This is a genomic window from Blautia sp. AM47-4, from assembly GCF_003479865.1.
GTDB classification, from domain to species: domain Bacteria; phylum Bacillota; class Clostridia; order Lachnospirales; family Lachnospiraceae; genus Fusicatenibacter; species Fusicatenibacter saccharivorans.
On sequence record NZ_QUHY01000006.1, the window covers coordinates 72,160 to 85,803 of the forward strand.

Consider the following 13,644-nt stretch of genomic DNA (forward strand, 5'->3'; position numbering starts at 1 on the left):
GGCATATACAGATTTGTACAGAGGTTTTTAAGTTGTGTTTTCCGGAGCTTTTTTTGTTCCGTAAAGCAAAAATACAAAAGGCAATCAAACAGGAAAGGTGGGAAAAAATGGACTATCAGATGTTCAAAGAGCAGCTTGCCGCGCTGCTGAAAAGAAAAGCCGGCGATGATTTTGAGGTGAAGGTAGAATCGGTGCAGAAGCTGAACGGTATCGAAAAAGAGGCGTTTGTCATCAGCAGAAAGAAGGACTGGATTGCACCGACGATCTACGTGGAGCTTCTGTATGAATGCTGTCTGCAGGGCGTGCCGCTTTCTCAGATTGCAGAAAAGGTACTGGAGCAGTACCGGAAAGTGGAAGCGGAGGCGAGAAGACCGGAGAAAGCTGCCTTTTTTACCAACTGGAAAAATGCTGCGCCGCAGATCTACTGCGAGCTCATTCATGCGGAGAAAAACCGTACGCTGCTCTCCGAAGTTCCACACAGAAAATTTCTCGATCTCGCGGTCGTGTACTATTACCAGATGCGGGGAAACCGCGTGCCGGATGCGACAATTCTGATCCACGAGACGCACCGGGAGCTGTGGGGAATTTCGGCGGAGGAGCTGGATGCCCGTGCCTGGGAGAACACCCTGCGGGATCTGCCGGTGCGCACAGACAGCCTTATGGTGTATTTGAAAGAGGAGTACGGAGTAACGTTTCCCCTGTTCGAGCTTGGTCCGCTGGCGGAACAGTTTTACCTGGTCAGCAACCGCAGAGGAAAGCTGGGTGCAATCTGCATGTGCTATCCCGGCGTGCTGGAGAGTCTTTCGCAGCGCTTTGAGGCAAGTCTTTATGTGATTCCGAGCAGTATCCACGAGTGCATGGTGATTCCAGATTATGATGTGTTCCCAGAGGAGTGTCTTTCCGACATGGTACGGGACGTGAATGAAAAGACGGTCAAGCCGCAGGAGATTCTGTCGGATCACGTTTATTATTACCACCGGGAAAGCGGGGAACTGACGCTGTGTGAGAAAGAAACGTAAGCTGCGTGGCAGAATAGTCTGCGAATAATTTAAGAAAAAAATGGGCGGCTGGGTGGGAAAAATACTTTACAATTGCAGGAGTCTGTGGTAAACTGTCATAGTGTGGTTGAGAAAACAGATCACATCAGCGTCTGTAGCTCAGGGGATAGAGCAACGGTTTCCGGTACCGTGTGTCGGGGGTTCGAATCCCTCCAGACGCGTTTTTGCTACATGGCATGCTGCGGCGGGCAGGACCGGCGCAGGACAAGGAAAGCCCCTGCTTCGGTGTGAAGTAGAGGTTTTTTTGCTTACTGAGCATATCAATAACTGATCCGGCGGATCAGTTTTGATGAAGGAGGAAAAATATGGCAAAACCAATGACAACAAAAGATAAAATCCGGGAATGGATTTCCGATAATCTGCGCTACATGCTTCTGATCGGAGCAATTCTCCTGATTGTGGCAGCGGTTCTTCTCATCGTTCATCTGGTATCACCAAAAAACGATGGAAAATCGAGCGGCGGAACCGTAACAAGCAGCAGCACCGGAAGCAATGTGCCGGATAAAAAGACACAGGTAAAAGCAGACAGCAAAGCAGATTCTGAGGACAGCACAGGCATTTCATCGGACGTTTCGGATTCCGCGAATGATTCCAGTGCAGATGCTTCCAGTACCGATACCGCCAGCGCGCCGGATGCAGAGGCTGAGCCGACAAGTGAGCCGGAAGCGGCAGACGATACCAGCAATACAGAGAATACCGATAATACGGCTGTCTCCTTTGCCGCGGACAATGTCCCGGAAGTAAGCACCGTTCTGGAGCAGTATTACACCGCGCTCGGTGCAAGGGATATCAACGGTCTTTTTGCAGTAACAGATAATCTGACCGCGGAGGAGCAGGCGCAGATTGAGGCAGAAAGCGATGTGGAGTCATACGGAGATGTAAAGGCCTACACGATCAGCGGTCCAAATGACGGAACGTACATCGCGTTTGTCAGCAGCAGATGCAAATATCTGGGAATCAACCAGACCCTGCCGATGCTTTCGGAGTATTATCTCTACACGACAGAAGACGGCAGCCTGAAAATCATGGATGATACCGACAGCGATGCGGCCGTAACCGAGGCTATGAAAGCGGCGCTCGAAAACGAAGAAGTCAAAAATCTGATCGAACAGGTTCAGAACGATTATCAGAATGCACTCGATGCAGATGCTTCCCTGAGAGCATATGTAGAGAGCATTCAGTAGGAACAATAGAATAATACAAAACAAAAAAAGCAGTTTCTGGTTTTTATGAAACTGCTTTTTTGGAAGGATAAAACCATGCGCTTAAACAAATACTTAAGTGATGCGGGCGTCTGCTCGCGGCGGGAGGCGGACCGTCTGACAGAAGCGGGCGAGATTACTATAAACGGAAAACGCGCGGAAACCGGCATGCAGGTGGAGCCTGGCGACGTTGTTGTTGTGAAAGGCAAAACCGTTGTCCCGGAGGAGAAAAAAGTCTATCTCGCCTTCAACAAACCGCGCGGCATCGTCTGTACTGCGGAAAAACGGGAGAAAAACAACGTCATCGATTATCTGTCCTACCCGGTGCGGATTTATCCGGTGGGAAGACTCGATAAAGATTCTGAGGCCTCCTTCTGATGACGAACGACGGTGCGATTGTAAATGGTATCATGCGTGCCAGAAACCGCCACGAAAAAGAATACCAGGTCGAGGTAAACAAAGAGACTACACCGGAATTTCTGAAAAAAATGGCATCCGGCGTGCCGATTCTCGATACCGTGACGCGCCCGTGCCGGATCCAGAAAACGGGAGAGCGCAGCTTTACGATTATTCTGACGCAAGGGCTGAACCGTCAGATCCGGCGGATGTGCGAAGCATTAGGATATCGTGTCACAAAGCTGAAACGTGTGCGGATCATGAATATTCACTTGAAAGACCTGAAAACAGGGGAGTACCGCCCTTTAACGGAAAAAGAATTAGCAGAACTGAAAAAGCAGATCGGGGAGGAAAAGCGATGAACGAGACAGAACGGATGAAGGAACTGGTCAAAAAGCTGAACGAAGCGGCAAAAGCCTATTACCAGGAAGACCGGGAGATCATGAGCAACCTGGAGTACGACACGCTGTATGACGAACTGCAGGTATTAGAGGAAAAAACAGGCGTAACACTCGCCGGAAGCCCGACCACAAAAGTCGGCTACGAGGCGATGGACGAACTGCCGAAAGAAGCGCACGAGTCGCCGATGCTTTCCCTTGATAAAACGAAAGATGTGGAAGTGCTCCGCAGCTTCATCGGGGATCACAAAACGCTGCTATCCTGGAAGATGGACGGTCTGACCGTCGTTCTGACGTACCGCGGCGGTACCCTCGCAAAGGCCGTCACCCGTGGAAACGGCGTGATCGGAGAGGTTGTCACGAACAATGCAAAAGTGTTTGAAAATATTCCCTTAAAAATCCCGTACCAGGGAGAGCTGGTTCTGCGCGGCGAGGCGATCATCCGCTATTCCGATTTTGAGAAGATCAACGAGGAGATCGAGGATGTCGATGCGAAATACAAGAATCCGAGGAACCTCTGCAGCGGTTCTGTGCGCCAGCTGAACAATGAGATTACGGCAAAACGCCACGTTCATTTTATGGCATTTGCGCTTGTGAGCGCTCCGGAACAGGATTTCGAAAATTCCAGAATCCGTCAGATGGAGTGGCTGAAAGAGCAGGGCTTCGAGGTGGTGGAATACAAGGCTGTCACCAAAGATAACCTCGACGAGGCGATGCAATATTTCTCCACGAAAATCGAGACAAACGATTTTCCGTCCGATGGCCTTGTCGCGTTGTATGACGATATCGCCTACGGAGAATCACTTGGCACAACCGCGAAATTCCCGCGGAACGCTTTCGCCTTCAAATGGGCGGATGAACAGAAGGAGACCACTCTGCTTGAAATTGAGTGGAGCCCGTCGAGAACCGGTCTCATCAATCCGGTTGCGGTTTTTGAGCCGGTCGAGCTGGAAGGAACTTCGGTTTCCCGCGCAAGCGTCCACAACATCAGTATCATGCGTTCGCTGGATCTCGGTGTGGGTGATAAAATCCTTGTCTACAAAGCAAACATGATCATTCCACAGATCTCAGAGAATCTGACGAGAAGCGGCGTGCGCGATATTCCGGAAACGTGTCCTGCCTGCGGCGGTGCCACCCGGATTCAGATGATGAATAATGTCGAGACCCTCTACTGTACGAATCCGGAGTGCCCGGCAAAATTCATGAAGGCATTCACCCTGTTTGTAAGCCGCGACGCGATGAACATCGACGGCATGTCGGAGGCAACGCTCGAAAAATTCGTGGGCCACGGCTTCATCCGTGAGTTTGCCGATATTTTCCGTCTCGACCGCTACCGCGACGAGATTGTGGAGATGGACGGTTTCGGTGAAAAATCATACCAGAATCTGATCGACAGCATCGAGCGCGCGAAAAACACAACGCTGCCCCGTCTGATTTTCGGACTTGGCATCTTAAATATCGGTCTTGCAAACGCGAGAATGATCTGCAAAGCCTTCGATTTCGATCTCGACCGGATCCGGAATGCATCGGCGGAGGATTTCGCGCAGATCGACGGTGTCGGAGAAGTGATTGCAAAAAGCATCGTGGATTACTTTGCGGATGAGGAAAATAAAGAACGCCTTGAGCGCATTCTGTCGTATCTGACGATTGAGAAGCCGCAGGCAAGCCAGGAAGAACAGAAATTAGCCGGTCTTACCTTCGTTATCACCGGAAGTGTGGAACATTTCCCGAACCGGAATGCATTAAAGGCAAGAATCGAGGAGCTCGGCGGAAAAGCCACCGGAAGTGTAACGGGAAAGACGAGCTATCTGATCAACAACGACACGACATCCAGTTCCTCCAAAAACCGGAAAGCACGCGAACTCGGCGTGCCGGTGATCTCAGAAGAGGAATTTCTGAAGATGACAGAAGAATAACGAAATATCTGCAAAGGCGGTTTGCATCCCGCGCGGGAATCTGCTATAATCGGAAACGGACGGCAGAAATTCCTGCCGGAAAAAGCAAACCGCCTGTCTGCGCAGAGAAAAGCGCGGCAGATCAAGAAGAATAGAAACGAGGAAAAAGAATATGCCGGTTAAAGTTCAGGCAGATTTACCTGTAAAAGAAATACTCGAAAGCGAAAATATATTCGTCATGGACGAGACAAGAGCGGTTCATCAGGACATCCGTCCGCTGAAGATTATGATCCTGAATCTGATGCCGCTCAAAGAAGATACCGAGCTGCAGCTTCTGCGCTCCCTTTCCAACACCTCCCTGCAGGTTGATGTCACCTTTCTGATGGTGGCAAGCCACGAGGCGAAAAATACATCGACCAGCCATCTGAACACGTTCTATGTGAAATTTGAGGATGTGCGGAAAAATTATTACGACGGTATGATCATCACCGGTGCACCGGTCGAGCAGATGGAATTTGAAGAAGTTGACTACTGGGATGAACTGACAAAGATCATGGACTGGACGAACACACACGTTACCTCCACGATGTTCCTCTGCTGGGGAGCCCAGGCGAGTCTGTATCATTTCTACGGACTGAAGAAACGGATGCTTCCGGAGAAGAAATTCGGGCTGTTCTGGCACAAAGTCAACAACCGCAAGATCCCGCTTGTGCGAGGCTTCGATGACGAGTTTTTGGCACCGCATTCCCGCCACACAGAAGTACCGATCGACGATATCCGTGCCTGCAAAGATGTCACGATTCTCGCAGAGTCCGACGAAGCCGGATTCTATCTTGGCATGGCGGAAGAGGGAAGAAAGATTTTTGTGATGGGTCATCCGGAGTACGACCGTATGACGCTCGACGGCGAGTACCACCGCGATAAAGACAAAGGACTTCCGATTGAGATTCCGAAGAACTATTATAAAAACGACGATCCAAATACAAAACCAGTGCTTTTATGGCGGTCACATGCGAACAATCTGTACACGAACTGGCTGAACTACTATGTATACCAGGTGACCCCGTATAATCTTGACGGAACTCCGGATTTTTCGGGAAAATAAGAGAGAAAAAGCCCCCCGCACCGGGCGCACACCGGCTGCGGGGGGTTGCTGTAAAAATCTGCTATAAAAAACGGAAGCTTTCCGGGCTTACCGTTTGAAATCAAATAATGTTTTCAGCGGAATTTCGAGTGCTTCCGCAATATCCATCAGCTTGTTTAGAGACAGAGAGGTATGACTGTTTGGCGCTTCGATGTTGCTCATATGTGTACGGCTGATCTGGACAGCTTCGGCAAGCTCACTTTGCGTTAATCCGCGTGCTCTGCGATAAAAAGCGATGGTAAGACCGAGGAGGCGCATCTCCTCCGTATGACGTTCTCCCATTGCTATGGCTCCTTTCTGAACAGAGTGATACAAAGACTTATATAATATTTATCTTAAACGATTAAATACCAAAAAGAAACAACTTCAAATTTTTATAATGCACATGTAAATTGTGCAAAATATAGAAATTATCCATCAGAATAATAGGAAAACAGGAAAAAGAGTTCTTTTGACAAATGAGAGGTTTTTGTGTATGCTGTAGAAAGCACCAACAAATAAAATCGGAGGTTTTTGCATATGAAAGAGTCGATCCATACCATTCCGCTGATGGATGCATTCAAGGCGGAAGATGAGTGCCCGTTCTGCTATCTGGAGCGGGAAGCAGAGCAGCATGCGATTTCGTTTGCGCTCGGTTCCGGCGCATCCTATATGGAGGATGATGTGCGTGCGGAAACAGACGCGATGGGATTCTGCCGCCACCACTATAAAATGATGTACGATTACGGAAACCGTCTCGGAAGCGGTCTGATTTTATCCACCCATCTGAAAAAACTGAACCAGGAGCTTGCCGCACAGATGGATCTGTTTGCACCGGGAAAATCCTCGGTGTTCAAGCGGATGCAGAAGACATCCCTCGACAAACAGGGCCGTGAGACTGCGATCGGCCAGTGGATTGATGAGAAGACGCATTCGTGCTACGTCTGCGATCACTTCAAGGCAAACTATAACCGCTATCTTGATACGTTCTTTGATCTCTACAAAAAAGATGAGGAGTTTGCAAGACTGTTCCGCGAGGGAAAAGGCTTCTGTCTGCCGCATTTTGCGGATCTGGTAGAAACGGCGGAGAAAAAGCTGAATGATAAACAGAAAGCGGAATTTTACCCGGTTCTGTTCAAAATCATGAAAGAAAATTACCAGCGGCTGCAGGAAGAGGTAACATGGTTTACTGACAAATTCGATTACCGCAACAAGGATAAGGACTGGGGAAATTCAAAAGATTCCATCCAGCGCTGTATGCAAAAATTAGGCGGCGGCTATCCGGCGGACGAGCCGTTTACGGAAGGATTATAATTCTTGTTTATAAAAGGAGCATAAAGTTTCGATGCAGAAGTTTTATCAGAGATTAAAAGAGAATCAAAAGGAGCGCGTCCGGTGCGCGTTTCTTGTTTTGTATTTCGGCGTGCTGGCGGTGCTGCTGTTTCTGGCGCGCCCGCTGCTGGATACGACGGCGGCAGACCGGGAGTGGAGTATTCACTTTCTGTTCCCGTGCCTGCTGGCGTGTATCATACTGACGACAGTCGTCAGTTTCTGCCGGTTTGCTGCAAAGCCGGACCAGAAACCAAAACCGCGCTATGTGGGATGGAAACAGCCGATTCTGATGCTGGCAAACGCAGCCTATCTGTTTGCCACACTGGAATTTGTCACAAACAGCCAGTTCCGGGAGATGAAATGGTATTATGCGTTGTTGAATATCGGTGTCATTTTCGTACTTTCCATTCTCGTTTCCCTCTTTCTGAACTCCATCCGCCGCGCGATGATTTTCATGAACATCTTTTATTTCTGCATGAGTCTGGTATTCTACTATGTTTATCTGTTCCGCGGAGAAGCGTTCCAGCTCATCGACCTGTACAGCATTGCGACGGCGGCGGACGTAGTCGGCGGTTACAAATTCGAGATCACAGGTGAAATCGTGACTTCGTTTATCACGATGATGCTCGTTGTGCGCCTCTGGCTGCAGGGCCGGGAATACCGTTTTGCACGGAAAACGAGAAATAAAATTCTGCTCCGCGTGGCTGCTGCTGCGCTGACGCTCGGAACATACCTGGCGTACATGAATCTGAACTGGAACGCCGAGTTCGGTGTCATCAGTGACCTCTGGAATCCGGCGAAGACATACCGCCAGTACGGAACGACGGTCGGTTTTACCGCGGTCGCCAAATACATGCGCCTGACACCGCCGGACGGCTATTCGAAAGACGAAGTGACAGCGATTGCCGATACGAGCGAGAAAGAGACGAAAACAGAAGATCTTCGAAAAGATAATGCGGATAGCGTGACACCCGTCAACATCATCGCGATCATGAACGAGTCGTGGTTTGACTACCGTTCCGTCGGCGATCCGCAGACGAGCGAGAGCTACATGCCGTTCCTCGACTCGCTGACCGAAAATATCATCAAAGGGCACACGCTGACGTGTACCAAGGGCGGCGGAACAGCAAAAACGGAGTATGAGTTCCTGACCGGAACTCCTGCAAGCGGTTCCCGGGCATGGTGCCGTACGTCAGCTACTTTACGCACAGCCAGTATTCCCTTGTCACGACGTTAAAAGACCAGGGTTATCAGGCAATCGCGATGCATCCGAACAAGGCGACAAACTGGAAGCGGAGCACGGCATACCGTTTCCTTGATTTTGATGAGTTCATCTCGATTGATCAGTTCTCCGATACGGCCAAGCGGTACCGCGGCATGATCAGCGATCAGGCGAACTATGAGAAGATCGTGGAAACCTACGAGAACAAGGAGCCGGGCAGCCCGTTCTTCCTCTTTGATGTGACGATGCAGAACCACAGTGGCTACACGAACCGTTATTTCCAGGCGGATATCAACTGCAACGGCTACGACAGTGATGAGGCCGATCAGTATTTCTCCCTGTTAAAGCTTTCCGATGAGGCAATTTCCTATCTGATCCGGTATTTCCAGCAGGTGGACGAGCCGACGATGATCATTATGTTCGGCGATCATTCCCCGAAACTGCCGGATGCGTTTGAAACATGGATTGCCGGAGACGCCTATCAGAATCTTTCGGTCGAGGATCAGGAGAAGTTCTATGGAACCCCGTTCTTCATCTGGACCAACTACAGCATGAAATCCGAGAGCAATGTCTGGATCAGCACAAACTATCTCTCAAGCTATGCGTTAAGCCTTACCGGCCTGGAACTGACGCCGTACAACGAGTATCTGCTTGACCTGCGCGAGAAGATGCCGGCGCTCAATCACCTCGGCTTTTTAGCAAGTGACGGAACCTGGTACCGCTGGAACGACAGCGATGCGCCGGAGGAGGATCTCGAGTACGAACGGCAGTATGAATGCCTGCAGTACAATGAACTGATCGACAAAAAAGACCGGGATGACAGCTTTTTTACAATTTCCGGTGAAAAAGACGAAGAATAAGGACTTTCCCTACTTGCCAGAAAACGGAAACCTATGGTAGACTATACTCCGTATGACCGGGAAACCCCGGCGGTAACTTCACGTTTACAATTAAGAATAAGAAAATGAGGTTTTAAAAAGTATGATTGCAGCAAATAATGTGACACTTCGTGTCGGAAAAAAAGCGTTGTTTGAAGATGTCAATATCAAATTCACCGAGGGAAACTGCTACGGCATGATCGGTGCCAACGGAGCGGGAAAATCAACCTTCCTGAAAATCCTGTCCGGCCAGCTTGAACCGACAAACGGAGACGTAACCATCACACCGGGCCAGCGTCTTTCCTTCCTCGAGCAGGACCACTTCAAATACGACAGCTATCCGGTACTCGACACCGTTATCATGGGAAATGCCCGTCTCTATGAGATCATGAAAGAGAAAGAGGCGCTGTACGCAAAAGAAGACTCACCGATGAGGACGGTATCAAAGCGAGCGAGCTCGAGGGTGAGTTTGCAGAGATGAACGGCTGGGAGGCAGAGACCGATGCAGAGCAGCTCTTAAACGGCCTTGGCATTGAGCCGGAACTGCACTACGCACAGATGGCAGACCTGACCGGCAGCCAGAAGGTCAAAGTTCTTCTTGCAAGAGCCCTGTTCGGAAACCCGGACATCCTTCTTCTCGACGAGCCGACCAACCACTTGGACCTCGATGCGATCGAGTGGCTTGAGGAGTTCCTGATCAACTTCGAGAATACCGTTATCGTCGTATCCCACGACCGTTACTTCCTGAATAAAGTCTGCACCCAGATCGCAGATATAGATTACGGAAAAATCCAGCTCTATGCCGGAAACTACGACTTCTGGTTTGAGTCCAGCCAGCTGCTGGTAAAACAGATGAAAGAGGCGAACAAGAAGAAAGAGGAGAAGATCAAAGAGTTACAGGACTTCATCTCTAGATTCAGCGCCAACGCATCGAAGAGTAAACAGGCTACTTCCCGTAAAAAAGCCCTGGAGAAAATCCAGCTCGACGATATCAAACCGTCCAGCCGGAAATATCCTTACATCGATTTCCGTCCGAACCGTGAGATCGGAAACGACGTTCTGCAGGTAGAGGGACTGACCAAAACCGTAGACGGCGTGAAAATCCTGGATAATTTAAGCTTCACCCTCGGAAGAGAAGATAAAGTTGCTTTCGTCGGAAGCAACGAGCAGGCGATCACCATGCTGTTCAAGATTCTGACCGGAGAAGAAGAGCCGGATTCCGGTTACTACAAATGGGGCGTAACTACCACACAGGCTTACTTCCCGAAGGACAACACCGCAGAATTCGACTGCGACCTGACTATCGCAGACTGGCTGACCCAGTATTCCGAGATCAAGGACGTAACGTATGTCCGCGGATTCCTCGGAAGAATGCTTTTTGCCGGTGAGGACGGCGTGAAACGTGTCAGAGTCCTTTCCGGAGGAGAGAAAGTGCGCTGCCTGCTCTCCAAGATGATGATTTCCGGTGCAAACGTTCTCGTTCTTGACGAGCCGACCAACCATCTGGATATGGAGTCCATCACTGCACTGAACAACGGTCTGATCAAATTCCCGGGCGTGCTGCTGTTCACCTGCCACGACCATCAGTTTGTACAGACCACAGCAAACCGTATCATGGAGATCCTTCCGAACGGCGCGCTGATCGATAAGATGACCACCTACGACGAGTATCTTGCAAGCGATGAGATGGCAAGAAAACGTCATGTCTACACAATGACAGAGGAAGATAATTAAAGATGAGCAAAAAGACGACAGTTTCCGGCATTCTGCTGGTGTTGCTTGTGCTGGCCACAACGCCGCTTCTTGGAACGGACAACGTTTCGTTCCTGAAGTGGTGGCTTATGACCCTGGTGCTCGGTATTGGATTTTATCCGGCTGCCGCAGCGCTGTTTCCGCGGTTTCATGACCGGGGATGGATGTTTTCTAAAGTGCTTGGCATCGTTGTTTCCGGTTTTGCTGTATTTGCTCTTGGAAGCTTCGGACTGGTTCCGTTTACCGCACCGGTCTGCCTGATCACAGTCGGTGTACTGATCCTGGCTTCTTGGATTTTCGGATGTTTTAAGGTACGCGTCCATGCGCCGGAAATCGACTTCCTGATGATGGAAGAAGTGTTGTTTTTCGCCTTTTTCCTTCTCTGGACCTATCTTGCGGGCTTTCACCCGGAGGCACACGGAACCGAAAAATTCATGGATTATGGTTTTATGAAGGCCATGATGCGCAGCACCGCCGTTCCGGCAGAGGATCTCTGGTACAGCGGAAGCGGTATTAACTACTATTACGGCGGCCAGTTCTATGCCGTATTTCTGACGAAGATTACCTTCACGGATGTAAAGCAGACGTACCATCTGATGCGTACGATGGTGGCATCGTTCGCGTTTGTTCTGCCGTTTTCGATCACCTACCATCTGGCAGAGTCGCGTGCGTGCCACCGCATCCGGAAAGAGGGCGGCAATAAAAGCCAGATTGCACCGGTGATTGGCGGTCTTCTTTCGGGAGGAGCCGTTTCCCTTGCCGGAAATATGCACTATGTGATTTACGGCTGCATCCGCCAGTGGCTGGGACTGAACGAATCGGCTTACTGGTTCCCGAGTTCGACCCGCTATATCGGGTATGACCCGCTTGTGGAAAATGACCGCACGATTCATGAGTTTCCATCGTATTCCTTTGTGCTCGGCGACCTGCATGCCCATGTGGTGAATGTCATGTTCGTCCTGCTGGTGCTGGGCCTTTTATATTCCTACGTGAAAAATACCTGCCGTGATCCGGAAAAAGAGTGGAAATGGTCGTTAAAAGGCGTTCTGCTTCAGCCGCAGATCATCGCGGCGGGCTTTCTGATCGGTGTGTTCCACTGGTCCAACTACTGGGATTTTGTTATCTATTTCGTCGTGATTGCAGGCTTCTCTCTGTACGGTGCGCTGTACCGGTATCATGCGCGGGCGAAAGAGACGATCGGAACGGTTCTCCTGCAGGCTGCAGAAGTTTTTGCAATTGGAACGATTGTCGCCCTTCCGTTTACAATGAAGTTTGAGACGATGGTTTCCGGTGTCGGCATTGCCAGGCACCATTCGATGCTGTATCAGCTGGCGATTCTCTGGGGCCTTCCGACGGTGCTCGTTGTGCTGTTTATCGCAGCCGTTCTGCTAGCATGGCGGAAAAACTGTCATCTTCCGGGCATGGAGCGGCAGGGACAGATTGTACTTGCCGATGGAAAGACGCAGGAAGAGGTAGAAGAGCAGGCCGTTGCCCTGATTCTGGGAGAGAAAAAACCGGAGCCGGGCGAAAAAGAAACGGCGGAAAAGCCCAAAAAAGTTTCTGCCTTCTGTAATTTCTGGAGAGAGATTGCGGTGAGCGATATGGTGATCGGTATTTTAGGCCTCTGTGCCATCGGCCTTATCATCATTCCGGAACTCGTCTATGTGCGCGATATCTACGAAGAATCGTATGCGCGCTCCAACACGATGTTCAAGCTGACGTATCAGGCATTTATCCTGTTCGGCATCTGCATGAGCTACATCATCACGCGGTTCCTGCTCTGGAAAAAAGAGCGGATTCTGCAGGTGTTCGGCGGAATCGGGCTGGTACTGCTTTTATGGACCTTCGGCTATTTTGGAACGAGCGTGTACTCCTGGTTCGGAAATATTTTCGATCTGTCCGAGTACCGCGGACTCGATGCGACAGCGTATCTGGAAAATGTCTTTTCCGAGGACGCAGGTGCCATCCGCTGGCTGGATGAAACAATAGAAGGACAGCCGGTTGTGCTTGAGGCGAACGGCGACAGCTACAGCGATTACGAGCGCGTTTCCGCAATGACCGGTCTTCCGACCGTGCTTGGATGGTATGTCCATGAATGGCTCTGGAGAGGGGATCCCGCAGACTTAAATGTCCGCGCCGAGGATGTGAAACAGATGTACACCTCGACCGATACGAATGAAGTGCTGCGCCTGCTGGAGCAGTATCATGTGACCTACATTTTTGTGGGAAGCAAAGAAAAGGAGAAATATGGCGATGCGCTGAACGAATCGCTGCTGCAGTCCATCGGAGATATCGTTTACCAGGATACTGCGTCCGGTACGTATATTCTTCAGGTACAGGATACATAAAGAACAAAAACAGGAGAAAAGAACCGCCGGGTGCGGCATC

The 13,644-nt window shown here is 50.2% G+C and carries 9 protein-coding genes, 1 tRNA gene and 2 pseudogenes; 11 read left to right on the top strand and 1 reads right to left on the bottom strand.

All coding sequences use genetic code 11. The features are described 5' to 3' along the window. Positions 1 to 107: 107 nt before the first annotated feature. The 6 genes and pseudogenes from DW965_RS05800 to metA all read left to right on the top strand — a co-directional run bounded on the left by DW965_RS05800 (position 108) and on the right by metA (position 6,054). Positions 108 to 1,019, top strand: coding sequence for a DUF5688 family protein (locus tag DW965_RS05800; RefSeq protein WP_022462518.1), 912 nt, complete (start codon positions 108 to 110; stop codon positions 1,017 to 1,019). Positions 1,020 to 1,146: 127 nt separating this feature from the next. Beyond that, positions 1,147 to 1,219: transfer RNA gene (locus DW965_RS05805), tRNA-Arg, on the top strand. A 144-nt stretch (positions 1,220 to 1,363) separates the two neighbouring features. Then, on the top strand, positions 1,364 to 2,242 hold the full coding sequence (locus DW965_RS05810) for a hypothetical protein (RefSeq protein ID WP_022462519.1): 879 nt from the start codon (positions 1,364 to 1,366) through the stop codon (positions 2,240 to 2,242). Between the two features lie 45 nt (positions 2,243 to 2,287). Further along, positions 2,288 to 3,018: pseudogene (locus tag DW965_RS22045) on the top strand (pseudouridine synthase). Continuing rightward, positions 3,015 to 4,970, top strand: a complete 1,956-nt coding sequence (ligA, locus tag DW965_RS05820) for an NAD-dependent DNA ligase LigA (RefSeq protein ID WP_119198136.1) — start codon at positions 3,015 to 3,017, stop codon at positions 4,968 to 4,970. The pseudogene DW965_RS22045 and the gene ligA overlap by 4 nt, the downstream one beginning before the upstream one ends. 151 nt (positions 4,971 to 5,121) lie before the next feature. After that, positions 5,122 to 6,054: a homoserine O-acetyltransferase MetA gene (metA, locus tag DW965_RS05825; protein WP_055228462.1), complete on the top strand. Its 933-nt coding sequence runs from the start codon at positions 5,122 to 5,124 to the stop codon at positions 6,052 to 6,054. Positions 6,055 to 6,141: 87 nt separating this feature from the next. On the opposite strand, the gene DW965_RS05830 is transcribed toward metA, so the two are convergent. Then, on the bottom strand, positions 6,142 to 6,375 hold the full coding sequence (locus tag DW965_RS05830; protein ID WP_022462523.1) for a helix-turn-helix domain-containing protein: 234 nt from the start codon (positions 6,373 to 6,375) through the stop codon (positions 6,142 to 6,144). 237 nt (positions 6,376 to 6,612) lie between these two features. Here DW965_RS05830 and DW965_RS05835 point away from each other — a divergent pair, with 237 nt between their 5' ends. From DW965_RS05835 to DW965_RS05855, 5 genes and pseudogenes are all read left to right on the top strand, one after another. Then, complete coding sequence (locus DW965_RS05835; protein ID WP_117814054.1) at positions 6,613 to 7,386, top strand: DUF6062 family protein; 774 nt, start codon at positions 6,613 to 6,615, stop codon at positions 7,384 to 7,386. Between the two features lie 31 nt (positions 7,387 to 7,417). Beyond that, entirely contained in the window at positions 7,418 to 8,641 is a 1,224-nt protein-coding gene (locus DW965_RS05840) for a hypothetical protein (protein WP_119198137.1), read from the top strand. Further along, complete coding sequence (locus DW965_RS05845) at positions 8,584 to 9,486, top strand: LTA synthase family protein (protein ID WP_119198138.1); 903 nt, start codon at positions 8,584 to 8,586, stop codon at positions 9,484 to 9,486. The genes DW965_RS05840 and DW965_RS05845 overlap by 58 nt, the downstream gene beginning before the upstream one ends. 121 nt (positions 9,487 to 9,607) lie before the next feature. Then, a pseudogene (locus tag DW965_RS05850) lies at positions 9,608 to 11,238 on the top strand (ABC-F family ATP-binding cassette domain-containing protein). 2 nt (positions 11,239 to 11,240) lie between these two features. Next, positions 11,241 to 13,604 (top strand): DUF2298 domain-containing protein, encoded by a 2,364-nt coding sequence (locus DW965_RS05855; protein ID WP_119198139.1) that lies wholly within the window; start codon positions 11,241 to 11,243, stop codon positions 13,602 to 13,604. Positions 13,605 to 13,644: the final 40 nt, after the last annotated feature.